Annotated in this window: 23 protein-coding genes and 1 pseudogene; 13 read left to right on the plus strand and 11 right to left on the minus strand. The window is 56.1% G+C overall.

Annotation, left to right across the window (positions count from 1 at the left end):
• On the minus strand, nucleotides 1-3210 hold a 3210-nt coding region (locus M3223_RS11385; RefSeq protein WP_251561432.1), incomplete at its 3' end, for a DNA polymerase III subunit alpha.
• A 136-nt stretch (nucleotides 3211-3346) separates the two neighbouring features.
• On the opposite strand from M3223_RS11385, the gene M3223_RS11390 reads away from it, so the two are divergent.
• The 3 genes from M3223_RS11390 to M3223_RS11400 all read left to right on the plus strand — a co-directional run bounded on the left by M3223_RS11390 (nucleotide 3347) and on the right by M3223_RS11400 (nucleotide 4725).
• Nucleotides 3347-3673, plus strand: coding sequence for a YtrH family sporulation protein (locus M3223_RS11390; RefSeq protein WP_251561433.1), 327 nt, complete (start codon nucleotides 3347-3349; stop codon nucleotides 3671-3673).
• 9 nt (nucleotides 3674-3682) lie between these two features.
• Nucleotides 3683-4195 carry a hypothetical protein gene (locus M3223_RS11395; RefSeq protein ID WP_251561434.1) on the plus strand — a complete coding sequence of 171 codons (513 nt, stop codon included), beginning with the start codon at nucleotides 3683-3685 and terminating at the stop codon, nucleotides 4193-4195.
• Between the two features lie 137 nt (nucleotides 4196-4332).
• The gene (locus M3223_RS11400) at nucleotides 4333-4725 is read left to right on the plus strand and encodes a YtpI family protein (RefSeq protein ID WP_353057690.1); all 393 of its coding nucleotides are present in this window, start codon (nucleotides 4333-4335) and stop codon (nucleotides 4723-4725) included.
• Between the two features lie 350 nt (nucleotides 4726-5075).
• Here the strand turns inward: M3223_RS11400 and M3223_RS11405 are convergent, their stop codons facing one another.
• Together M3223_RS11405 and M3223_RS11410 are read right to left on the minus strand one after the other, a co-directional pair.
• Nucleotides 5076-6113, minus strand: coding sequence for a cytochrome c class I (locus M3223_RS11405; protein ID WP_251561435.1), 1038 nt, complete (start codon nucleotides 6111-6113; stop codon nucleotides 5076-5078).
• 7 nt (nucleotides 6114-6120) lie between these two features.
• Entirely contained in the window at nucleotides 6121-7455 is a 1335-nt protein-coding gene (locus M3223_RS11410) for a c-type cytochrome (protein WP_251561436.1), read from the minus strand.
• A 289-nt stretch (nucleotides 7456-7744) separates the two neighbouring features.
• Between M3223_RS11410 and M3223_RS11415 the strand changes: the two genes are divergently transcribed.
• The 8 genes and pseudogenes from M3223_RS11415 to M3223_RS24485 all read left to right on the plus strand — a co-directional run bounded on the left by M3223_RS11415 (nucleotide 7745) and on the right by M3223_RS24485 (nucleotide 15012).
• Nucleotides 7745-8470, plus strand: coding sequence for a response regulator transcription factor (locus tag M3223_RS11415; RefSeq protein ID WP_251561437.1), 726 nt, complete (start codon nucleotides 7745-7747; stop codon nucleotides 8468-8470).
• 26 nt (nucleotides 8471-8496) lie between these two features.
• Nucleotides 8497-8859 carry a c-type cytochrome gene (locus M3223_RS11420; protein WP_251561438.1) on the plus strand — a complete coding sequence of 121 codons (363 nt, stop codon included), beginning with the start codon at nucleotides 8497-8499 and terminating at the stop codon, nucleotides 8857-8859.
• Between the two features lie 226 nt (nucleotides 8860-9085).
• On the plus strand, nucleotides 9086-10429 hold the full coding sequence (locus tag M3223_RS11425; RefSeq protein WP_251561440.1) for a PepSY-associated TM helix domain-containing protein: 1344 nt from the start codon (nucleotides 9086-9088) through the stop codon (nucleotides 10427-10429).
• 52 nt (nucleotides 10430-10481) lie between these two features.
• Entirely contained in the window at nucleotides 10482-10967 is a 486-nt protein-coding gene (locus tag M3223_RS11430) for a FixH family protein (RefSeq protein ID WP_251561442.1), read from the plus strand.
• Between the two features lie 289 nt (nucleotides 10968-11256).
• Nucleotides 11257-12276 (plus strand): ABC transporter substrate-binding protein, encoded by a 1020-nt coding sequence (locus tag M3223_RS11435; RefSeq protein ID WP_251561444.1) that lies wholly within the window; start codon nucleotides 11257-11259, stop codon nucleotides 12274-12276.
• Nucleotides 12273-13340: a FecCD family ABC transporter permease gene (locus tag M3223_RS11440; RefSeq protein WP_251561446.1), complete on the plus strand. Its 1068-nt coding sequence runs from the start codon at nucleotides 12273-12275 to the stop codon at nucleotides 13338-13340. Before M3223_RS11435 ends, M3223_RS11440 begins: the two co-directional genes overlap by 4 nt.
• Nucleotides 13337-14146 (plus strand): ABC transporter ATP-binding protein, encoded by an 810-nt coding sequence (locus tag M3223_RS11445; RefSeq protein ID WP_251561448.1) that lies wholly within the window; start codon nucleotides 13337-13339, stop codon nucleotides 14144-14146. Before M3223_RS11440 ends, M3223_RS11445 begins: the two co-directional genes overlap by 4 nt.
• 259 nt (nucleotides 14147-14405) lie before the next feature.
• Nucleotides 14406-15012: pseudogene (locus M3223_RS24485) on the plus strand (DJ-1/PfpI family protein).
• Nucleotides 15013-15173: 161 nt separating this feature from the next.
• Here M3223_RS24485 and M3223_RS11455 read toward each other — a convergent pair.
• From M3223_RS11455 to M3223_RS11480, 6 genes are all read right to left on the minus strand, one after another.
• Entirely contained in the window at nucleotides 15174-15821 is a 648-nt protein-coding gene (locus M3223_RS11455) for a TlpA family protein disulfide reductase (RefSeq protein WP_251561451.1), read from the minus strand.
• Nucleotides 15818-16558 carry a heme ABC exporter ATP-binding protein CcmA gene (gene ccmA, locus M3223_RS11460; protein ID WP_251561453.1) on the minus strand — a complete coding sequence of 247 codons (741 nt, stop codon included), beginning with the start codon at nucleotides 16556-16558 and terminating at the stop codon, nucleotides 15818-15820. Before ccmA ends, M3223_RS11455 begins: the two co-directional genes overlap by 4 nt.
• Nucleotides 16551-17369: an ABC transporter permease gene (locus M3223_RS11465; protein ID WP_251561455.1), complete on the minus strand. Its 819-nt coding sequence runs from the start codon at nucleotides 17367-17369 to the stop codon at nucleotides 16551-16553. Before M3223_RS11465 ends, ccmA begins: the two co-directional genes overlap by 8 nt.
• Before the next feature lie 3 nt (nucleotides 17370-17372).
• Entirely contained in the window at nucleotides 17373-17969 is a 597-nt protein-coding gene (locus tag M3223_RS11470; RefSeq protein ID WP_251561457.1) for a nitrous oxide reductase accessory protein NosL, read from the minus strand.
• Nucleotides 17966-19369 (minus strand): right-handed parallel beta-helix repeat-containing protein, encoded by a 1404-nt coding sequence (locus M3223_RS11475; protein ID WP_251561460.1) that lies wholly within the window; start codon nucleotides 19367-19369, stop codon nucleotides 17966-17968. The genes M3223_RS11470 and M3223_RS11475 overlap by 4 nt, the downstream gene beginning before the upstream one ends.
• A gap of 153 nt (nucleotides 19370-19522) precedes the next feature.
• Nucleotides 19523-20833, minus strand: a complete 1311-nt coding sequence (locus M3223_RS11480; protein WP_251561462.1) for a DRTGG domain-containing protein — start codon at nucleotides 20831-20833, stop codon at nucleotides 19523-19525.
• Between the two features lie 213 nt (nucleotides 20834-21046).
• Here M3223_RS11480 and M3223_RS11485 point away from each other — a divergent pair, with 213 nt between their 5' ends.
• Nucleotides 21047-21562, plus strand: a complete 516-nt coding sequence (locus M3223_RS11485; RefSeq protein WP_251561464.1) for a hypothetical protein — start codon at nucleotides 21047-21049, stop codon at nucleotides 21560-21562.
• Nucleotides 21563-21653: 91 nt separating this feature from the next.
• Here the strand turns inward: M3223_RS11485 and M3223_RS11490 are convergent, their stop codons facing one another.
• Nucleotides 21654-21932 (minus strand): hypothetical protein, encoded by a 279-nt coding sequence (locus M3223_RS11490; RefSeq protein WP_251561466.1) that lies wholly within the window; start codon nucleotides 21930-21932, stop codon nucleotides 21654-21656.
• Between the two features lie 92 nt (nucleotides 21933-22024).
• Nucleotides 22025-22363 (minus strand): YlbF family regulator, encoded by a 339-nt coding sequence (locus tag M3223_RS11495; RefSeq protein ID WP_251561468.1) that lies wholly within the window; start codon nucleotides 22361-22363, stop codon nucleotides 22025-22027.
• A 185-nt stretch (nucleotides 22364-22548) separates the two neighbouring features.
• On the opposite strand from M3223_RS11495, the gene M3223_RS11500 reads away from it, so the two are divergent.
• Entirely contained in the window at nucleotides 22549-23913 is a 1365-nt protein-coding gene (locus tag M3223_RS11500; RefSeq protein WP_251561471.1) for a YheC/YheD family protein, read from the plus strand.
• Nucleotides 23914-23931 lie beyond the last annotated feature (18 nt).

A 23931-nucleotide genomic window follows, 5' to 3' on the forward strand; every position in this document is an offset into this window, starting at 1 on the left:
ACCCTGGACGACCCCGGCGCGCAGCTCGGGGTCGTCCAGGGTGACGAGGTCATCTACGATGAGCTTGATGTCCTCGTCACCCTGCTGCACGGCGGCCTGCAATACCGCCAGGCCGCCGGCAACGATGCGGTCCGCGAGCTTCGCCCACGCGGCCGGAAACACAACCGCCTCGGCGCGCATAATGCGGTCCTCCACCTCGGCGAAAGCCATCTGCTGCCCTTTGCGCGTCCGCAGCTGCTTCACCGAAATGATGCGCACCGCCGTCACGCAGCGCGTGCCGTCCGGCGCATCCGCCAGCTCCGGGAGCCGGTCAAGCTCGAGCTCCCGCAGCTGCTCCTCCGCTTCGTCGAGCGGATGCCCCGACAGATACAGCCCAAGCAGCTCACGCTCCAGCTCAAGCAGCTGAGTTCCGGTGTAGGGCTGAACCTGCGGCAGCTCTACATCCCAGTTCTGCACCTCCTCAAAGCCGAACAGCTCGATCTGCAGCTCCGCCCGCTCCTTCCGCCACTTCTGGGCTGCCTCAACCGACTCGTCGAGCGCCGCCAGCTGCTGCGCCCGATGCCCCGGCAGCGACTCCAGCGCTCCTGCGCCGATCAGGCTCTCCAGCACACGTTTGTTGACGACTCGAAGATCGACGCGGCGGCAGAAGTCGATCAGACTGCCAAAGGGGCGGTTTTGCCGCTCCCGCAAAATGGAGTCAATCGCCTGCATGCCGACGTTTTTAATGCTGGCAAGACCAAAACGTACCGCTCCGCCTTCCGGGCTGAACGTAACCGAGCTGTAGTTCACGTCCGGCGGCAGCACCTCCATGCCCATCCGTTTGCACTCGTCGATATATTCGCCCGTTTTGCGCTGATTGCCCGTGACGGAAGCCAGCATGGACGCCATAAAAGCGACGGGGTAATGCCTCTTCAGCCAGGCTGTCTGAAAAGCGAGCACGCCGTAAGCGGCCGCATGCGCACGCGGGAAACCGTAATCCGCAAACCGCAAAATCATATCATAGACGCGATTCGCATCCTCATCCGTAAAGCCCTGTCCCCGGCTGCCCTGCAGAAACGCAGCCCGCTGTTCATCCAGAATTTCACGTTTTTTCTTGGACACGGCGCGCCGCAGCAAATCCGCTTCGCCAAGGCTGAAGCCGGCCATCTGGGACGCGATTTGCATAATCTGTTCCTGGTACACAATAATGCCGTACGTATCCTTCAAAATCGGCTCCAGCGACGGATGCGGGTAATCCACCCGCTCCAGCCCGTGTTTGCCGCCGATAAAACGCGGAATGAATTCCATCGGACCGGGACGATACAGCGCCAGAACCGATACGATATCCTCAAACGAGCCTGGCTTGAGATCCTTGAGCACACGCCGCATTCCGGCTGACTCCAGCTGGAATATGCCCGTTGTGTCGCCGCGCCCCAGCATTTCGTAAGTAGCGGGATCGTCATCCGGAACCGTCCGGAAATCAATCTCCTCGCCCGTTTCGCCGGCGATCCACTTCAGCGTACGCTCCAGAATGGATAGCGTGCGCAGGCCCAGAAAGTCCATTTTGAGCAGGCCGACCGCCTCGACGTTTTCCATGGAATATTGCGTAAGCGGCGCAGCCTCGGAGCCCGCCTGCAGCGGCACATAATCCGTGAGCGGACGTCCGGCAATGACCACGCCCGCCGCATGGGTGGACGCGTGGCGCGGCATGCCTTCGACCTTCAAAGCGGTCGCAATCAGCTCCCGCGTGCCGTCCCGCTCCGCGTATTCCCGCAGCTGCGGAACGGAAGCAAGCGCAGATTCCAGCGTTGTGCCCGGCTGTCCCGGGATGAGCTTGGCGACCCGGTCCACATCCCCGATCGGCACATCCAGCGCCCGCCCGACGTCGCGGACGGCCGCTTTTGCCGCCAGCGTGCCAAACGTAATAATTTGCGCCACATGGTCGGCTCCGTATTTGCGGCTTACATATGCGATAACTTCATCGCGCCGTTCGTCGTTGAAGTCGATATCGATATCCGGCATGCTGATCCGCTCCGGGTTAAGGAAACGCTCAAACAGCAGCCGGTGCTTCAGCGGATCAACGTCGGTAATCCGCAAACAATAGGCGACGAGGCTTCCCGCCGACGAGCCCCGCCCCGGGCCGGTGCGGATGCCCTGCTCATGCGCATACCGGATAAAATCCCATACGATGAGAAAATAGTCGCTGAAGCCCATTCGCTCGATAACGCTGAGCTCGTAGCGCAGCCTGCGCTCCGCTTCCTCCAAAAGCACTGCAGTCTGCCCAGCCCCCGCATACCGCTCTTGCATACCTTTCAAACAAAGCTGCTCCAAATAAGCGGCGGAGCTCAAGCCGTCCGGCAGCGGCCGGTACTCCGGCAGCGCATGCTCTCCGAACTTCAGCTCAAGGCGGCAGCTCTCCGCGATGCGCACCGTATTGGCCAGCGCTTCCGGCACATGGCGGAACAGCGCCTCCATCTCCTCCGCGCTTCTAAGATACATTCCGTCCCCGTGCATATGCAGGCGGTCGGGATCGCTGACGGATTTGCCGGTGCCGATGCAGATCAGCACATCCTGGACAGCCGCATCCTCGCGATGCAGGTAATGCACGTCGTTGGTCGCCGCCAGCGGGATTCCCGTCTCCTTGGACAGGGTAATCATGCCCGCCGTCACCTTTTTTTGCTCCGTCATGCCGTGGTCCTGAATCTCCAGATAAAAGTTCTCCCCGAACGTCTCCCGGTATTTCAGCGCCGCGCGCTTCGCCTCTTCGGGACGGTCATGCAGCAGATGCTGGGCAACCTCGCCAGCCAGACAGGCGCTTAGGCAGACAAGTCCCTCCGCATGCTCCCGCAACACCTCGTGGTCGATGCGCGGCTTGTAATGGAAGCCCTCCAGATGAGCGATGCTGCTCAGCTTCATCAGGTTGCGGTAGCCGGTCTCGTTTTGGGCAAGCAAAATGAGATGGTAAATCGGATTGTCCTTGCGCGTGCCTTTGTCCAGCCTCGAGCCTCCGGCCAAATACATTTCGCAGCCGATAATCGGCTTGATGCCGTGTTTGATGCACGCCTTGTAAAATGGCACCGCTCCATACATGACGCCATGATCCGTCAGCGCCAGCGAGCCCATGCCCAGTTCAGCCGCCCTCGCCGTCAGATCGCGAATGCGCGCGGCCCCGTCCAGCAAGCTGTATTCGCTGTGCACATGCAGGTGCACAAATCGTTCGTCCGCGCTCATCACAACTTCTCCTCCCGCCGTACATTTGTTCGCTCTTTCCCTCTATCTTATCATAAAAGACCGGTACAGGCCCATAGAATGAAGAAGGGGCGTACAGGCCCCAATTTATCCCTGAAAGGTGAGGCGGATGCGGCGCATGAACTTGATTTTGAGCAAAGCACTGATCGATTGTTTTATCGCTTTTGGCGTTGTGGTCGGAGGCGCGCTGCTGGCGGGAATCGGGTCCGTGCTGGCGATGTCCCCTCCGTCCTCCATGATGGTTGATACAGCCTCCCGCTTGAAAATATGGGCGCTCGTCGCCGCCGTCGGCGGCACAATCGACCCGATGCGCGTCATTGAAAGCAATATGATGGAGGGACATCTGTCGCCGGTCGCCCAGCAGGTGCTGTTCATTCTGTGCGCCTTTGTCGGCGCTCATGCCGGAACGGAGCTTATCCGCATGATATGCCGGGGAACGGGGTGAGCACGAACGATGCGAGTTCCCCCTTTTGCCCGCTTCGTACGATTCAGCCAAGCGGCCGGGCTTGTTCTATGCGGCATGATCATCGGCGCTGCTCTCTATCATTCGCTTTTTCAGGCGCAGTTCGACCGTGTCATTAACTTGAAGGGCGAGCTGGAGGATCAGCTCAACGAACGCGACTACGAGCTAGAGCAGCTGAGCAAATTCAAAAAACAGCACTCCGTCATCAAAACGGTGCAGATCCGCTTCGAGGACAGCCCCGGGGCGGCAGGTATGGATGAGCCGGCCAAGTCCCGCCTGAAAGCTCAGCTGCATGACGACTTGATCGTGCTGGTGGGGAGAAGCATGTACGAAATCGACCGTGAATCGCGTCTGGCCCGCGAGCTGCTGGCCGGCAAAGTGTACCGCGACCGGGACAAACGGTTTGCGCTCGATATCAAAACCGTGCTTGTCGTGGATAACCGGCTGCAGGTATGGGTCAGCGTCCGCACGCTCGGGCCGGAGCTGAGCGGAGGCTCGCCGTAGCCGCTCGCGGCTAAGCGATTTGCATAGCCCGCGGGCGCAGTCTGCTTTTTCCGCCTATCCCCGATACCGCGCCTGCGCCAGGCGCGCTAATACGACGGCCCATAACTGGCCTCCAACTCGCAGCAGCCCTGCCGATTATGGTACAATGGCGAAAAATACCGGACGGGCTCCAGCCCGCCAAAGGAGACATACCGGATTCCATGAACGATCCCGTCGTTTGGCTGCAATGGATTCTCATCGCAGGCATAATTGCCAGCTCCGTGTTTTCCGTCATCAACAGCTTCCGCTCGCGCCGCTCCAAAGATGCCAACCAGAGAGCGCTTTACGCGGCCAAAATGAACATCAGCATGGGCGTCATGCTTATCCTGATTGCCTTCATTCAAATGTTCGTGTACACCGGCTCGACGCTGCGCGTCATTGTCGGAGCGGTATTCATGCTGCTCGGCCTGTTCAACATTTTCGCCGGCATCCGCAACCGCAGCGTTATCCGCACCGTTATGGAACGGAATGCGGCCGGCAAACAACGTTAACCCTTTCAGTCCTTACAAGGGCGCGCTTAGAGCGGCAGATGCCGTTCCGGGCGCGCCCTCTTTCGCTTTTCCTTTTATAGGCCAGCTCTACTTTTTGTATGATTTATCATACAAAATTCGATTTGGAGCCGCCGTATTTTAACACTTTGTGCGATAAATCATACAAAACTCCACTTTCCCGGTGCCAGCCAAGATAATTTGTATGATAAATCATATAAATTATGAAAATTCTACATCGCCCTAATTCACTTTGTGTGAAAAATCATACAAAACACCAATATGCACCCATTCCAGGTAAAACAAAAACGCTGCCCTTAAGCAGCGTTTCCGTCAGTCATACCGTATGAGCATTAAGGGTCGACCTTACCTGCTCCATCCTGCACATTTCTCGGAGACTCTTCCATATACGGAGCGAGATACAACTCGCGGACCTCGTGCCGAATCCAGCTCATTAATCCCATAATGACTAGAAGCAGCGTAACCGAAGCGATGAAGAGCTTTCTGGAATCGGCTCGATATAATTTATATAACAGTATAATTAGTGCAATCGCCAGAATGACTGCAATACCTAACAGCACGGTATGAAATATAGAACCTCCGAGAAAATGATCCCGAACCTCCTTGCTCATGCTCAGCAGCAGGAACGGTCCTGCAATAAGCTGCAGAAGCGTGAATAAAAAGGCGGTGCCTTTACCGAACTTCTGAGCAAGCAGAAATTCGGCTTCGCCGCTCTTCCGGCTTCGTCTTCTCCCCCACCAATACATGTACATGCCGATGATAGCAAAACTTGCGGACATAAAATGAAAATAACGCTGCCAAATCGTCGGATAGCGAAACAGCGAGTCCAGAAAGCCTTTGGAGCCCGCCCACATCTCTGGATGCAGCATGGAAGCCACATTTGTAATGAAAATCAGCGGAACGAACAGCAAGATGGCCGCGCCGGCAATGCCGAAGGACAGATGCAGGCTTTTTCGCTCACGCCACCTCTCCCATGTGTATTTATACACGTAGAGTAATAGAAACGAAATGATAAGCAGCGGAATCAGCATAAGCCACCATTTCCCGATCAGAATTGTGGATGGATAGAAAAACTGAGTGTAGATCGTGCTTATGATGAGAAGCGGCGCAACGCCGAGTACAACCGCTATGCTTTTATGAATCGATACCAGCGCTGCAAGATGATAGGCGAGCTTGTCCGCAACTCCGTCCTTCTTAAGAATGCCTCTGATTTCAAACAGCACCGCGTTCACCGACCCGGCCACGACAATATTGACGTAAATGAGATGTAAAATAAATCCAATTACAATCAGAACCTCGAACCAAGGCAAATTTCCAGGAATGGATAAGCCAAGATCGTTCGGGACTGGAGATTTTAATAGAGGTATCATATGTAAGTTACTTCCCTCCCTGCGCTGTTTCACCGTTGCGTTTGGATACAATCGTTGCCAGATATTCCGACAGTGCTTCCAGTTCTTCCTTTGTGCCTATGAATGGAGGCATTACGGCATGAACCTGATGCATATTAGGAATAAATCCCATCAGCGCGTCCTTGCTCCATCCGTCAATACGTTCCGTCATCGCTCTGCTGCGTCTGACACCGTCAATGCTATGGCAAGAGATGCACTGCATACGAAAAAGCTGCTCCCCCGCTTCAAGCTTGTTGCTTGCCGTAATTTTTTTTACCGTCGTAAATGTTGCGTTGCTTAATACGCCTTCCTTCGTCAGCCTTTCAGCGTCTGCCTTCAGTATGCCGTTAGCATACATGTAATTGTAGATCACATATGGCTTGCGGATATTTTCGCGAACAATCTCAAATTCCGTTATGAGCAGCAATGAGAATGCAGCGGTGAAGATGGTCAGGACGGCAGGCATTTTAGGCTTTCCGTCCATTAGCAGCAGCGCGAGTACAAAAATTAAAAAAAGCCCGCCGACATTAAGCAAAATAAACGCCGTTTCGCTCATTCCTGATGCCCACTTGACCAGCGTTTTGGCCTGATCCGGCAGACTGCGCAAGTACCAGAAACCGCTCAGCAGCATAATCGGCACGGACACAACGAGCCATTTACCAAATATGCGCTGAACCACGATACGATCCCGCATTTCCTTCAAGTTCCACCGGATGAAAATATTCAGCACAGCCACGCCAAGTGTAATAGCGGCGAATGTTCGGAATATAGTTGACGGAACCCAGGTCGGATTTAAAAAGGCGTCCCAGAACGACAATGTCTCCACCCAATTGCCCGGATTGATTTGCGCCGCTAATATGCCGGTAATAATGACCAGCGTAAACCACGACATGATGCACAATGCCACGCCTACGCGGAAATGCCGCTGCTTTTTTTCTCCCTTCCACTGATCCCAAGTGTAATAATACGTGAGAAGCAGCACGACCTCGGTTACAAAGACGAGCCATTCCACAAACCATGCCCAATGAAAAATGCGCAGCAGCGCGCCGATAGCTTCGGGCAAAATAACCGTCGTTGTAAACCAGATTCCTACGCCAGTCATGGCGCCAACGGTTGTTGTAATAATAAGAATCCACTTTGTCAGCTGTTTGGCATATGCGTCCAGCGCCGGATTATTGTCCTTGCGTCCACGATACTCAATGGACACGGCTAGAACACAACCGCCAATAGCTACTGCGTGATTGATCATGACGTGCAGTACAGCCATCATTCCTATCAAATTGCCATTTCCCAGCCAGCCGAAATCAATCGTTGGAAAATTCAAGCCAATCCCCCTCCTCGTTCCGTTTGTTCTCAGCATAAAAGGAGAGAAATATTATCCATATAACTCAAAAGAGTTAGTTCTCAGGATAATATGTTGATTTATTGTATAATTTTTGACCATTCCTTGAATTATACTTCCTAAATATAAAATATATTCGTTTATTTAATTAAATATAGCTATAAAGCGCTAGTAATAAAGAGTCATCACGAAATAAGTAGCACTATCGAGTTATAGAACCCTTATTAAAGTCATGCTAAAATGCAAAAAATGACACAAGGGAGGTTCCATCATGCCCGAAGGCGCAAGGCGAATATTAATGCTGGATTGTACGGCAAGTTTAGGAACAACGATCGGCTTTTTCGGCAAAGAGGCTGGCTGGAGCGTGGAAGAAGCATCGCTGCTGGACAAACAGTACCGCCATAAATACTGTAATTATTCTCTACTATTGATCGATGCGTCCCAGTTAAGTGCGGGGGGCTTTCTCCAATGCGCAGCCGTTATACGGAAAGCCCGGAACACTCCGGTTATCATCATTACGTCAGAAGGAAACGCAGATGATAGATTAAAGGCCTTTCAAGCCGGCGCCGATGACAGCATCAGTAAACCATTCAGTTCAAGAGAGCTTTTATACCGCATCCGCGGGATCCTTAACCGGATCAGCCGCCCAAACGCTGCCGAGAACACCCCTTTTCCAAATAAACTGCTGCATAAAACCGTGGAGCTCGCCCCGCATTCTCCTTTTATCCGAGTGGATCGCTATTCGATTCGCCTTTCCTTTTGTGAATATAAACTGATGCGTTATTTGAGCGAACACTGCAACCAAACCGTCACCAGAAAAGAATTGCTGGAGGGCGTTTGGAAATCAAACCAAGTCGGCTATAACCGAACCGTTGATGTCAATATTCGGCGTATTCGGGGGAAGCTGCGGCAGATTAACCCGGAATTGGTGGGTCTGATCCACACCGTAAGAGGATTGGGGTATTGTTTCATTAATCCTGCCGCCGAAACCGTTTAATTGGAAAACTCAAAAGGAGGACAAGTATGTATAAGTGGATTATGGCGGGCTTGATGAGTGCAGCCGCTTTGTTTGCCGTTTTTATTTTGCTCACCCAAATGCCGGAAAAAGAAGAGGTTTCGGAAGGCGGGGCTGCCTTCAGCGTTCCTGAGCGGGAGGTCGATGCTGCAGCGGCGCAGCTCATTTCCAAAAACATGTGCATATCCTGTCACGGCACCGATCTGAAGGGCGGTATCGGACCGGACTTAACAAAAATCGGTTCATCTCTGACAAAGGAACAGCTGTATAAAACGATATCCGAAGGCCGCGGCGGTATGCCTGCCTTTAAAGATCGCCTGACGGAAGATGAAATGATTACGATGGCGACGTGGCTTTCTTCATTAAAGTAAACGAATAGCACTAAAACAAGGCGAGCCGCCATCGTTAACGAAGGCTCGCCTATTCACCGTTGTTCTTATTTTCGCGTATAGCCATAAAGAGTCATGCCCGGCTGTGCCCCTCCTTCTATACTAGAAAAGTTAAATTAATCATCCTGGAAAAGAGGGTTTATAGCGAATGGGGTTGGAATTAGAACGTTCTACGCCCGGAACGAACAGATCGAAGGGGCGCTCAGTCATGTCCGCGCTTTACCAAAGCGTTTGGAGATGGCATTTTTATGCGGGTATTATTTTTGCGCCTTTCCTGATCATTTTGGCGCTTAGCGGCTCGGTTTATTTGTTCAAGCCACAAATTGAAGGCCAGCTTTACAAAGATATGCTTACCGTTCGCGAGGTTGGAGCAGAGAAGCTCTCTCCCGACGAGCTGGCTGCGGCAGTTCGCAAGGAAAGTCCCGGTCTTGCCATCGGTTCGATTACTATGCCGGACAATCCGCGTTCAACCGTTAAGATGAGCGTATCCCAGGACGGTGTGCCTACAACAATGTACGCCGATCCTTATACCGGCCGTATTACCGGAACGATCGATACCGAAAAGACATTTACCGAGCTGTTCAAAAAGCTGCACAGTCAGCTGCTTCTCAGCGGCACGCTGCCGAACCGGATCGTCGAACTCGCCGCCTGCTGGGGACTGGTACTGACGATAACCGGCCTTTATCTCTGGTGGCCGCGCGGTAAATTCACTATATGGGGAACTATACTACCCCGCCTCGGCAAACGCGGCAGCCGCCAGTTCTGGCGCGATCTGCATGCTGTGCCGGCATTCTGGATTTCGCTGCTGCTCATCGCAATCATTATGGGCGGCTTGCCTTGGTCGGGAGTCGTTGGCCCGCAAATCGACAAGCTTGCCAATTCGACGAATACAAACACTCCTCCTTATGCCTACACCTTTACGGGGGCGCCGGAGTCCATTACCCGAGCGAAGGATGTGGCGGACAATTTGCCTTGGGCAACTGAGAACCTTCCCGTTCCCGCGTCTGCAGCCGGCGGCTATATGCAAATTTCGCTGAATGAGGTTGCCGGTATTGCCGATCGCCAAGGCGTAAGTCGCCCTTACACCATCACGCTGCCCCAAAGTGACAAAGGCGTATTTACCCTGTCCTCGGATAAGGACAATCCAACCTACAACGCTACTTTGCATATCGACCAATACAGCGGAGCGGTGCTGACCGATGTGCGTTTTGCCGATTACGGCATTTTGGCCAAACTGATTACTATTGGAATTGCCTTCCACGAAGGCAAGCTGTTCGGCCTGGCCAATCAGCTGCTAGGACTGCTCGCCTGCCTGGGACTCATTCTGATTTCCGCAGGCTCTTACGTCATGTGGCGAAAGCGCGCTCCAGCCCGCAAGCTTGGCGCTCCGGGCAAACCGCGAGACCGCAAGGTCAGCATTGGTCTGCTTGTCATTATGGGCGTGCTTGGCGTCCTGATGCCGCTTGTCGGCCTATCCATTCTGATCGTGTTAGTAGTCGATTTGCTCATTATCCGCCGCGTTCCGGCGCTTAGCAGCTGGTTTTCCGCTTAAGGAAAAGCCGAACCCGGCATTCGCATATCGGTTTTTTAGGAGGAATTTAATCATGATGAAAAAGCTGGCCCGAGCGGCCGCGCCGCTGCTGACAGCGACCGCGCTTCTGCTAGGCGGCTGTCAGGCCAACACATCGGGAACGGACGAAAAAGGATTTGGCGCTCACTTGACAGTCGATCTGCAAATCCCGGAAAAGCTGCAAATCGGCAAAGAAAACAGCTTTTCCGTCGTCGTAGAGGAAAACGGAAAGCCTTATAACGGCTTTTACAAATCAAGCTTTATGATTTGGCCGGAGGATGGCTCCTCCCATGCAGTTTCTGCAGAAGCGGTTCAATCTGCTCCAGGCATATACACAATAAAGCAACCGCTTGAGAAGGAAGGCGTATACCGGATCAAATTCAGTGGCATCTCCACAGAGTATGAAATTATGCCAGCCAAACGCTTTGCGATTGGATCAAAGGCTATCGAGCATCTTGCTGAGCTGGAAAAGCAGAAGGACGCAGCTCCTGCCGCCGCTCCTGCTGGACATCATCATTAAATCAACAACGGGAGAAAGCTAACCTCGGCTTCCTCCCGTCCTGACATCTCTGCTATCGCGGTCTTCATCTGTTTGCAAACAAGCCTGCTGGCCTTTGAAGGCCGGCGGGCTATTGTCTATTCCTCAACTTTTTTTCCATAAAATTCGAAATTTCGCTACAACCATAGCTATTAATAGTCATGCAGAAAGAAGAATAGAGCTTTATTCTAGTTTAGCTGTAGACCAATCTGCTGAACCAGAGCAGTTACGGCTTTTTTCAGTACGAACAGAATATTGGAGGTTTTCTTTCATGATTAGATTCAAGTCCAACCAGCTTATGCTGGCTTTCATCGCCGTCATCTCTTTATCCGGATGCGGCAGTGGCTCCGCTCCGGAGACAAGCGTTCCTGATTCGACCGCATCCCCTGCGTCGGCGATGTCCGCGTATCCAGTGTCGGTTGAAAATTGCGGACGCACGCTGACGTTCAATTCGGCGCCGGAGCGTGTGGTGAGCCTATGGCAAGCGCCGACCGAGATGATGCTTGCCCTCGGACTCAAGGATCGCATTGCTGCTGTCGCAGGTAACTACGCCGCCTTCCCTGACAGCCTTGCCGAATCCGCCAAGGCACTCCCCCTGCTCGGCACCTCGATGAGCTGGCCCTCGAAGGAGGTTCTATTAAGCGAAGCCCCCGACCTCGTGGTCGGCCAGTCCCTGGAGGGCTACGCCTTCGACACCTCGCAGGGCTATGCCTCGGTGAAACAAATCGAAGAGGGTGGCGCCAAGGTACTTGGGGCGAACATGTGCACCTCGGATGCTACCACTATGACGATCGAGACGCCATACCGCACCCTGCGAGACTTCGGAACGATTTTCGGCGTCTCGGACCGGGCGGAGGAGCTCATCGCAAAGATGGCCGCGGAGAAGCAGGCGGTCGTTGACGCCGTGAAGGGTCTGCCTACGCAACGGGTCGCGTTTTACAACGGAGGCGAAGGACCGCTGATTGTGCTCGCAGGCGGCATCTACGACGATGCAATTGCAACGGCAGGCGGACAGAACGTGTTCCCGGCGGACTCGGTTTACATGAGCAAAGAGGATTTTGCGGCATCCAACGCCAACGTAATCCTCATCGGCACGTTTGAGGGTCAGAACTTCGCAACCCTCAGAGACTACATTACGACGAACTTTCCCGAGTTGCCTGCTGTGAAGGACGGCCGACTCGTTGAAATCCCCGTCGCGGACACGGACGCATCCATCTCCGTGATGAGAGGCCTGACGGAGATCGCGAACGGCATCCATCCAGACCTGAATCTCGCGGTACCTGAGTCATGACCGCCGAGTGGACCATGATCTCCCCTACGAGCCGCACCGGTCGCCAGAGGACCATCATCGTCACCCTTATGATTGCATGTGTCGCCGCCGTGGTGCTCTCCGTATCCGTCGGATCGGTCCCGATCGCACCATACCGGGTCATGTCGGTGATTGCCGACCACATCCTTCCGCCTAGCGTCTCCACCGCGGCGACGGATGTGGAGGCGCGCATCATCTGGGAGTTCCGGCTGCCGCGCGCTCTGCTCGGGCTTGTCGTCGGGGCCTCTCTCGCCGTCGCTGGCGCGGTGCTTCAGGCGGTGGTGCGCAATGCGCTCGCTGATCCTTTCGTGTTCGGGATCTCCTCCGGCGCGTCCGTCGCGGCCGTCGCGACTCTTACGCTGGGTCTGGGCGCCCTGATTCTCGTCTCTGTCCCAGTGGCAGCCTTCGTTGGCGCCCTAGCAACCACCCTGATCGTGTTCGCGCTCGCGCAACGGCGAGGCCGTGTCACGCCGGGACGGTTGATTCTCGCAGGAATGGCGATGTCATACCTGCTCAGCTCCGTTACCAGTTACCTTGTCCTGCGTGCAAGCGCGCCCGGCCAAGGCGTGAGCCAGGTACTCTCCTGGCTTTCCGGCAGCCTCGCCGCTGCGGATTGGGGTGACCTGGGCATCCCTGCTGTCGTACTCGTCGTCGCCATTGTGGTGCTTGTCCTGTTGGCCCGGATCCTCAACGCGCTCCTCATCGGAGATGAGACCGCTGCGAGTCTCGGCGTCGATGTCGGGCGTTTCCGCTTAGTGATGTTCGTAATCACGTCGCTCCTCGTCGGAGTTGTCGTCGCAGTAAGCGGCGCGATCGGCTTTGTCGGGCTCGTAGTTCCGCACGCCGTACGGATGTTTGTCGGCTCAGATCACAGATGGGTTTTGCCCATATCGGCTCTAGCCGGTGGGCTGTTGCTCGTCGTAGTCGATATCGTCGCGCGTCTGATTATCGCTCCCTCCGAACTGCCGGTCGGGCTGCTCACCGCCGCCATCGGCGCTCCGTTTTTCCTCTGGATGCTGAGGCGCTCCAGCAAAGGAGAGGCATGAACACCCCCGGCGGCATGAATGCCGCAGCTCTCTATGTCGACGATGTCACAATTGAAATCGCCGGACGCACGATCGTCGAGGGAATCTCGCTGTCCGCCGACGGAGACATCGTCGGACTCATCGGCCCCAATGGCAGCGGAAAATCGACCGTGCTCCGCTCCGTCTACCGAATGCTTCGCCCCACCTCCGGGCGCGTGACGGCGGCGGACCGCAACGTCTGGGAGTCCCGCCCGCGGGAAGCGGCCCGTGTGACGGCGGCAGTCGTTCAGGACGGGCCGAACGATCTGGAGCTGACCGCAGCGGAGTGCGTCGCCACAGGGCGTATCGCGCACGGCCGCCTCCTCGGGTCCGACAGACCGGAGGATATTCTCGCGATCGAGCGAGCCATGAGGAGGGCCGGTGTCAGCGATCTTGCCGATCGTGACATGAGTACGCTGTCAGGCGGAGAGCGGCAGAGAGTCCAGCTGGCGCGCGCCCTCGCGCAGGAGCCACGCATCCTTGTGCTCGACGAACCGACGAACCACCTGGACATCCGCCATCAGCTCCAGCTAATGGCGCTCGTCAACGCGCTGGGAGTGACAACCCTGGTGACACTCCACGACCTTAATCTGGCCGCGGCGTACTGTGACCGCCTCGTCGTCCTTTCAGCAGGCAAGGTGGTCGCCTCGGGAACACCCGAAGACGTCCTTACTCCTGAGCTGCTGCGCAAGGTATTCGGGATCCGCGCTCAAGCCATTACCAACCCACTCACCGGGCGCCTGCAGCTTGCCTGCGCCCACGAAACGGAGATGAATTTGCTTGACTAAAAAACAAATTATTAACCCTTCTGACGGCCGTCTACGCTCAGAAAATGAAGAATCTTTGACCGCAGCGGAGAACACCAGACCCGCTCAGAATGCCGAGCCCCGTCATGATCTGGCGGGACGTCCCAACGATCCGGCGGCGCTAGCGGCATGGGAGCGCTCCGTGGCGGCGCATGACGCGCTTGCGGCACTGCCCGGGGTAACGCTCACCGCGAACGAAGATGTCGTCATCGTTCTGCACCCGGGATTCGACACTCTTGACGTGATCGGCCCGCACTACTTCCTCGCCTCCATGCTGGGAGCGAAGGTGCATCTGGCAACGACCGGCGCCCCGGGCGAGCTGGTGACCAGCGCCGGAGGGCTGCCGCTGATTCCCACGACCACATTGGAGGATGCCCCGGCATTCCCGACCGTGCTGCTTGTGCCAGGCGGGGATACACCCGTCCTTCTCGCCGATAATGCGGCCATGGCGGCAATCCGCCGCATCGCTGACGGGGCGGACATTGTGACGAGCGTATGCACCGGCGCTTTTGCTCTCGGGGCTGCCGGACTGCTCAAGGGGCGGCGCGACTACTCACTGGTCGATGCATCACCTGCTGGCAGGTTATGGAGCAGAGGCTGTGGATGAGCGCGTCGTCATCGATGGGAACCTCATGACGGCCGCCGGGGTTACAGCGGGCATGGACCTAGCCCTGCGTCTGGTGGCACGACTCCGGGGCGAAGAGTACGCCCGGTTCCTCGAACTTGGAGCGGAATACGTTCCGCAGCCACCGCTCGGAGCCGGGACGCCTGATGAGGCCGGACCAGAACTCACCGCTCTAGCGCGAGACTTTTACGCCGCACTCGAACATGCACTCCGCTCTGACTGACGCACGCCGTTCATTGCTATAAGGAATTGGAGAATGTGCGCACGTATCCTGACGGGATTGATAGTTCTTTCCCCCATTTATGGCGCCTTTTATTTAAGCCCCCAAATAAAAAACTCACGGACCTCAAGGTCCGTGAGCCAATTAAACCGCCATTTCCATCCTCATCCAGCCTTGTCCATGATGTCGAGAATTTCTTCAACGCTCTTGAATTCGCCTTGCACAATGCGCAAAATCCGCCCGTCGGGCGATACGACAAAAGACACCGGCAGCGCGTTAACCCGAAAAGCTGCCGCAGCTTCGCCCGTTACGTCGGAAGCAATCGGCATCTTGATTCCTACCGCAGAAAGAAACTCGTTCATTGTCCCCCGGCTGTCGCCAACGTTGATCGCCAGCACAGCGCCCGTGCCGCCGGTTCCGCCGCCCTTACTGCCACTGCCAACCGCAGCAGCTGCATCAGCTCCGATGGACCCAGCAGCTCCTGAGGAGCTTCGGCCCCCGCCTTCAGCCGCTAGCAGCTTGGCAGCCTCATCGATTACCGGCAGCTCGCGCTTGCATGGCTCGCACCAGGTCGCCCAAAAATGCACAAGTACGGTGCGGCCCTTGTAATCAGACAGCTGCACGGGTCCGTCAGAGCCGGGAATGGTCACCGATATTTCGGGTGCGCGGACTCCCTCCGCGATGCGGTCCGGCGCACCGCTGCCAAGCTGCTGTTTCACCAGCAGCGCGCCGCCGGCAAGGGCCGCCAGCAACAGCAGCAGGCTTGCCGCACGCCGCACGCGCTGGCGCTTCGGGCTCAGCGCCTCGCTCATCGCGAAGCGCCTTCCGTCGTCGCGCCGGGCCTGCTTTCGGCAAACGCCGCATGCAGCCCGCCCGGACCGTACCGCTCCAGCAGCTCGGCAACCGTCCCCTGTCTGGCCGCCGCTCCCTGCTGCATGAAGACGACATAGTCGGCGGACGCCTCCGCCACCGGAAGCTGATGTGTGGAATAGATGACGGAATGCCCGTCGCGGCGAAGCTTGTTCACCAGCACAACAAACTCGTCCATCCAATAAGGGTCAAGTCCGTTTGTCGGCTCATCCAGCACGAGCAGCGGTGGACGGGCCAGCATCGCCTGAGCGAACAGCAGCCGCTGCCGCATCCCCTTGGAAAAGGCTGTCACCTTTTTGTCCCGCACATCGGCCAGGCCAACCTCTTCCAGCGCCTCCTCCGTGCGGCTGCGGGGCAGCCCGCGCAGCGACGCCCAGAAATGCAGCGTTTCCCAAGCGGTGAGTCCTTTGGCGAAGGAATAGTCGTCCGGCATATACCCAAGCTTGTCTGCATAGGCTTTACGGTTTTGCTTCCAGCTCAAACCGTCCACCTGAACGGTTCCGGAGGTCGGCTGCAGGATGCCCATCACGATGCGCAGCAGCGTGCTTTTGCCTGCCCCGTTGCCGCCGCAAAGCGCGAGCACGCTGCCGGAATTCATCGTCAAGGAGATATCCCGCACAAGATGCTGCCCCTTAATGCTTTTGCCCACGCCTTCAACGAGCAGAACCGGTTTATCCACGGTATCTCCCCCTTTCCCAGGCCCATGCGGCGATTCCGCCAGCCGCGGCGATCCAGAGCAGGCAGACGCCCGCAAACAGCAGCGATCCAAACGGCTTCTGCATCACCTCTACCCATTGGTAGTACTCCGGTCCAAGAATGGATCCGCCGCCCAGCTTCACAACGACGAACAGCCGCACGAGCTCCGCCGGGTTTAGGAACGTCAGCGCTACTAACGCCGGTTTGATCCATAAATAAGGCAGAAAGCCCAGAATGGCGATCAGCAGCGTCGGCCAGCCGATTACCGTGAAAAACCAGAACGCAACCGCATAAGTGAGCGCCTGCCAGCGGTTCGACGCAGCCGTGCCAATGAGCAGCGCAACCGCCAGATAGAGCAGCACCAGCAGCAGCGAAAACACAACAAACAGCCCCAGTGTTTTCAAATCAAACCCGTTTCCGACCGCTGCTCCCGCTACTCCGCTAACACCGTAAGCAAAACAAACGATTGCTGCCAGCACTAGCGTCAGCCCGATGTATTTGCCGGAGATGAAGGAAAGCGTGCGCAGCGGGTACGTCGAAATCAGCTGCCAGCTCCCCTCCTCCTTCTCCGCTGTCAGCGAGAAGCTGCCGATGAGCAGCGTCATGAGCGGAAGCAAATATAAAATCAAATTCAGCATGGAGCCCGTCGTGCTCGTGTAGCCCGATCCCGAGCTCTGGGCTCCAATTAACAACAGCAGCAGCGTAAATACGGTAAACAGCGCAAGAAAAGAATACGACCACGGGTTGCGGAAGCCGAGCTTAATTTCTCTGCGCGCAATGTGGATTAGATTCATCGGTTAGTGAGCACCGGAATTATCGGCGTTGGCTGCATTCATATTCATGTCCGCGCCGTCGTTCGTCCCCATGTCCATGTCATGCTCTGTAGTCGCGTGCCCTTCTTCATTAGCGTTGCCGCCCATATGCATTTGCTCTTTATTTTGCGCCCAGCTGTGGGAAGCGAGCTGCTCCGCTGTCATCAGCTGGCCCTTGCCCTGTTCGCCTGCAAACGCCTCCGCGCCTGCTTTATCCTTGAAGCTGTACACCCCATAAGCCATCGGCGATTTGAAATCCGCATCGTATACGTAATAAGCGTCCTTATAGGCAATCCAGGCCTTGTCATTGTAATCCCGCACATATTGCGCGCTGATGATTGCATCCGTGTTTTTGCCCATCCATTCGTTCATGCAGCCAATATCGTCGAATTTAAACGTTTTGCCTTCCTTCGTCGTCAGCTGGACGGCAAACGCATCGTCTTTAACCGCCATGTTGCAAATCGCGCATTTATCAACCGACTCGTCAACCGCAGCCGGCTCATGAGCCGTTTTACCGCAGCCGGCTACAATTAGCAGCGCTGTTAGCGCAAGCATCATTATTGCTGTCATTCTTTTTTTCATCTTCTTCTAACCCCCGTATACATAATAATCAAAGACGCTGCGAGCAGCGCTGCGCCAGCGGCCGCAGTTCCGGCGGCCGTTTTCTCTTCCGGGCGGACGCTTACCATATCGGCGGGCGGCTCCATGAGCGGAGCGCTATCCCGCGCCCACTGCTGCTGTCCTGATGCCAATAGGCTTTCAAGGAATTTCATTCCCGGCGACTGGAAGAAAAGCTGGTAAGCGGTATTGTCCTTTGTCAGCCGCTGAAACAGCGGGTTCATTAAATATGGCAGATCGCTCATCCCGTCGCCGTTTGGATCAAGTCCCTCAAAGGCGTCCCAATAATTGCGCAGCAGCTCGTTATTTCGGCTGCCGTCCGCCTGTGTCTCAATGACGTTTGAGATAAACCGGTTATTTTCCAGCCGGTTGTCCTCGGAATCCAGCAGCTGAATGCCAACAAAATTATAGGAAACATCGTTGCGGCTCCATACATTGCCCTTGGATCTTTCGATATACAAGCCGACGCGGTTGCCGACAAGCTTGTTGTCCTCCACCTTCGAGCTTTCCACCTGATAAAAGAGCATGCCTTGCGAGTTGACGTTTCCCTTTTGCAGCGCAAATGCATTGCCGGTCACTTCCGCGCCGGAGGCCATCATGGCCATTATGCCCGTTACGTTGTAGGAGCCGGTATTGTCCGCAAGGACGGAATTCTTCGTGTACATGATGTGAATGCCGTACCGGGAATGGTCGATCTGATTGCTTGTCACCTTATTCCCGTTGCTGCCCTCCAAATAAATCCCGTCAAACATGCTGCTCACCCGATTGTTCTCGATCCGGTTATGATGTGAGCGGTACAGGTCAATGCCGTTGCGGCGCTCGGATGCTCTGGCAGTGCGGCCGAGCATGGCGGCCGGCGGCTCGACGGAAGTATCGCGGATAATCGTCCCGTCGGATTGCTGCAGCTTGATGCCGTAAGAGCGGGATACAACCTGAAGCCCCTCCAGCAGCACATTGTCCGCCGTAACCCGAACGGCCGCCTCTTCGCCCTGTACTGCCTTTTCCACCGACAAACCGATCAGCTCCGCGCCGTTGGCCTTGACGTCAACAACCGGAACGTCCTTGCCGCTGCCGGTCAGCTTCGCGCCCTGCGCTTCGATCCGCAGCGGCTTGGCTACAACGACGGACTCCGCATACGTTCCCGGCGGCAGCTTGACGGTGGAGCCGGGAGGCGCCGCATCAATCAGCTTCTGCACAGAGCCGGCTGCCGTTTCTGCCTCAGCTCCGGCTGCATGCCCCGGCGGAGCCGCTGCCAGTGCGGCTGCAGCGGCAAGCAGAAGCGCTCCGCAGCGCCGCTTCCAGGCCGGAGCGCAGGCAATTATATTCAACTTGCCGAAAAAAATACTCGCTCCCTCCCTTCCCATTCGTCCGGCTGACCCTACGCTTCGTCAAATCCGGACAGTCATTGTAAACGATCATATTACCCGGGCCGCTCGGTCCTATTCTCCCCCAATTGCAAGCAAGGGACATGACTCTTTAGGGCTATGTCCTGTGTCGATTCGCTGAAATCTCCGCTCTCAGCCGTCCATCAGCTGCATGGACAAAATGGCTTTAGCTGACACGCCGGACGCATCCGACAGCTGGATTTCCAGCTTGGCCGTTTTGCGGCTCAGCTCCAGCACGATCGGCTCCAGCACCAGCTCCGCATCGATTGGCACCGGCCGCATGAAATAGGTCGTCATGCTCTCGACCATATGGTCGCTGCGCCCGCTGTCGCGTACCATACGCCGCGCGGCCTGCAGCATGAGCGTCGTCAGCACCCCCTCGGACACCGTGCCCGGCGTGCCGGACATTTGCGCCGCGGCAACGCCGATATAACGAAATCCGCCGTTCTCGCGGCCCGCGAGCTTGAAGCCTGCGCCGATCAGCTCGTCGAACGTCTCGCCGGATTCACCCTGGCGGCCTGTAATCCGCATCGCCTCCAGCACCTCTTGGCGCGTAATGACGCCAAGCAAGCGGCGGTGGCGGTCAACAACCGGAAGCAGGTCGATGCCCTCCGCAGCCATCGTGTGAGCCGCAGCCGTAACCGTAATATTGGGCGCGGCCGTAATCGGATGGCGCGTCATCAGCCGCTCCACCGGCGTATCCGGCACGGAGCCGGCAGCATCCTTGGCGGTCATCATGCCGCTTACCCGTCCCCGCTCGTCCAGCACCGGAAAACGGAAGCTGCCCGTAAGACCGGCCAGACGGTGAAAGTCGGCTGCTGTGTCGCCTGGCTTGAGCACGTCGGCCGGACGGCCGAAGGTCATAATATCTTCAATTAATACAATTTTCTGTTTGATCAGCCGGTCGTACATGGCACGGTTAATCATCGACGCTACCGTAAACGTATCATGACGGGATACGATGATTGGCAGCCCCCGCGCGTCCGCAAGCTGCTTCGCTTGTTCGCTCGTATCAAAGCCCCCGGTAATAAGCACGCCTGCGCCATGCTCCAGGGCAATGCGGTGCGCCGCCTGCCGGTTGCCGACAATCAGCAAATTGTCTTCATTAATATAGCGAAGCATGGCGTCAAGCTCCATCGCTCCAATGACAAATTTATGCAGCGTGCGCCGCAGCCCGTCGGCTCCGCCAAGCAGCTGGCCCTCAACGATGTCGGCGACATCGCCGAACGTGAGCCCTTCCATGGAAACGCGCCGCGAGCGGTGCACGCGCACCGTGCCTATTCTTTTTTTGGTGGCGACAATTCCGAGCTCCTCGGCTTCCTTAATCGCCTTGTAGGCGGTTCCTTCGCTTACGTCCTGTTCGCGGGCGATGCCGCGTACGGAAATGCGTGTGCCCGGCTCCAGCGCTTCAATATGCCGGATCAGCTGTTCATGCTTGGTCATCGTTTCGAACGACGCCGGTGGTTTGGGGTCTTGTGGCATAGCTGTCGGGATTCCCGCCTTTCCAGCGCCCTCGCGCTCTATTCCTCTAATTATATCCAATCCGGAATGCAAAGTCTTTCCGGCGGGACAAACAGCCGTATCGGATTCTATTGCTCCTTCATACGATAGTCATAGAGAGCGCTATTTTTAATGAGAGAAGGAGAATCAATTCCCATGAATTATGAAGCGGAAAACAGCTCAGGAAAGCGTACGGGGGCCATTATTTTGGTGCTGTTCATTTTACTGGTTTCAGTCGAGAAGCTGACCTCCAATTCTTTCAATCTATTTAAATCATGTCCAAATCAGGGTAACGATTCCTCCGCTATTTTGGGCACAAGAGCCTTTCGATTGTTTAATCAGACCGCCAATCTGACGCTGCAGGATGTTACAGTAACAGGAAACGCGTCCTATTCAACCGCTCCCGTCTCGCCTGGAGCCGCTTCAACGTTCAACGTTGTATCAAAAGCCTTCTCTTCCACCAGTGCGGATGTCAGCTATAACGTGTATAGGTCCGGCGATTCAAACGACGCCCTTGAATATGTCGGTAAACTCAGCTGCACGTTATTTTGCTCCAGCGTTATGGATGGAGCGTACTTTATGTATGTATCCACGTCGGCTCCTATAAGGACAGCTTCTCAGCAAGCAAGATACCCGGACTATATAGCAAAATTATCTATTTACCCTGCTTAACTTTAAGCCCGGACGAATGCAAAAAGGATCATCCCTTGGAAGCCTGCACCTGCGGCCTCTGCGGATGATCCTTTTTCCTGCCTGTGCTCTGCTACCTTAACCGCCCCGTTTGGCGGCGCTCCGTCCGTTTGGCGGATTGGTAAACCTGCTGCCTGCGAATAGCGGAGATCCGCCTGCGCTCCCGCTCTCTGTCCGTTAACAGCACGCGCAGATTCGCGGCAATGACGAGCAGCGCCAGCGCCGACCACAGTACGCCGAATACGGTCGCAGCCGTCCAGGCGCTGCTCAGCTCCAGCCTCGGCAGCGCATAAGCAAGCATTCCGAGCGCAGCGAGCAAATACAAGCCATGCTTCCACTTTCCGCGTTTCATATCGTTCCCATTCCTCCCCTTGCCGGATGGCAGGCTTGCTTGTCTCCTTCATCCTATGCGGAGAATGGGACAAACATGCCGGGGAAGGAGCGTTAGGAGAGAAGCAGCGCAGACAAAGAATTGCCGATGATGCGGTTGACGTCCTCAACGACGACGGACAGCCGTTTCTCCGCTTCGAAATAACGCTGCACTAACGGATTCATGCTGAGCAGCTCATACAGCCGATTGAGATTTTCAAGCTCCTCGGCTGACGGCTCATCGCCGGACATCATCCGCTGCTGCAAATCCACCTGCCGTTTCTGGAAATCAAACAACATCCGGCGGGCGTCGGGATCGGCATCCGCTGCTGCTCTTGCCGCCTGGACCGCCTTTGCCTCGTGGCTTTCCTCCAGAGCTTTGGCCAATTCGTAAGCTTTGTCATATACGTTCATGGCTTCATCTCCCTTATTCTACTGTGCCCATCATATCATCCGTCCGGCCGCGGAGCAAAAAAACGTCCCGTCCTTCTTGCGAAGCGCCCAGAACCTACGGGTAGATGTCCTCATATGATGAACTAATTCGTTACATTCACCCATCCCGCCTTGCTTTACCCTTCGCTCTGGAAGGAGATTCTGCCATGCTGAAATCCAAAATCGCCGTCCAGGTTATCCAAGGAAACAGTGTAGCCGACGACGCGATTGTACTGGGAAATGCTCACATCAAGCATCACAAAATTCCAGCCGGCTCTAGCGTTACGTTGAAGTTTGGCTCCTACCGCAGCTCGGTCCAGATCGTTTCCGGCGGGAAAATAGACTCGATGCGCATCAGCCCGGAACTGGCCCGCAGCTTAGGCATACCAGCGAGCGCGACGCTCCGTATCCGCTACAGCAGCAGCTCCCAGACGCTCTCGCTCGGGCCGCTTGTCGGGGTGCTGGTCAGCCGGGACTATCCGCTGCAGCCGGAACGGCCGTTTGGCTCCATTACGATGTTTTGCCAGGAGCTGGTCGACGCTTGTGCCATCCAGGGAGCGCATGTGTATTTTTTCACGCCCAATGAGGCTGGCGCCGGTCCCAGAATAGACGGCTGGATTAAAGATGAAGGGGCCTGGCGCAAGGCTAGCATGCCGATTCCCGATGTCGTGAACAATCGTCTGACAGCGCGGAAGCAGGAAAATCAGCCCTCGGTTCAGCAGCTTTTTAAAGAATCTGGGTCCCGGTACGGAACAAAAGTGTTTAATGAGAAATTTCTCGATAAACATGAAGTATTCGACGCTCTTTCCAAGGACGGCTCGCTGATCAAGTATTTGCCGGAGTCGCGCCTGCTTCGTAGTTATGCCGACTTAAAGGCTCTGGCTATCCGCCACGTCACGGTGTTTCTGAAGCCGGTTCGCGGCAGCCTTGGCAAAGGCATCATTAAGGCCAGCCGGCTGGAGAGCGAAGGCATCGTCGCGACCTATACGGCAACAACCGGCGTCCGGCGGCAGGTGTATCCCAGCCTGGAGAAATTCTATTCCTCACTCGGCGCAAAAATGAAAACGGTCCGCTATCAAATCCAGCAGGGGCTGACGCTGATCGAAATCGACAAACGGCCGGTGGACTTCCGTGCGCTTGTACAGCGGAACGGGTCCGGCGAATGGACCGTCACCTCAATCGTAGCCCGCACGGCTGGCAGCAACCATTTTGTATCCAACCTGGCCCGGGGAGGCACGCTCAGCCGGGTGAATGAGGCGGTAGCCCGCAGCAATCTTCTTTCCAAGGCGGGCGCAAACGCCAAGCTGGAAAAAGCTTCGCTGGACATTGCCAAAGGAATCGAAGAGCGTATTCCTGCCCATTTCGGGGAGCTGGGAATTGATCTAGCGATGGATATTAGCGGAAAAGTGTGGCTGCTGGAGGTCAACTCCAAGCCGTCCAAAAACGATAATACACCGCTGAATGACAACAAAATCCGCCCTTCTGTGCGGAATATGATCCTGTACTCCCGCTTCCTCGCGGGATTCCAGTAATTCCGCTCGTTGCGGCAC

The organism is Paenibacillus pasadenensis, from assembly GCF_023715725.1.
Classification (GTDB): domain Bacteria; phylum Bacillota; class Bacilli; order Paenibacillales; family Paenibacillaceae; genus Paenibacillus_O; species Paenibacillus_O pasadenensis_A.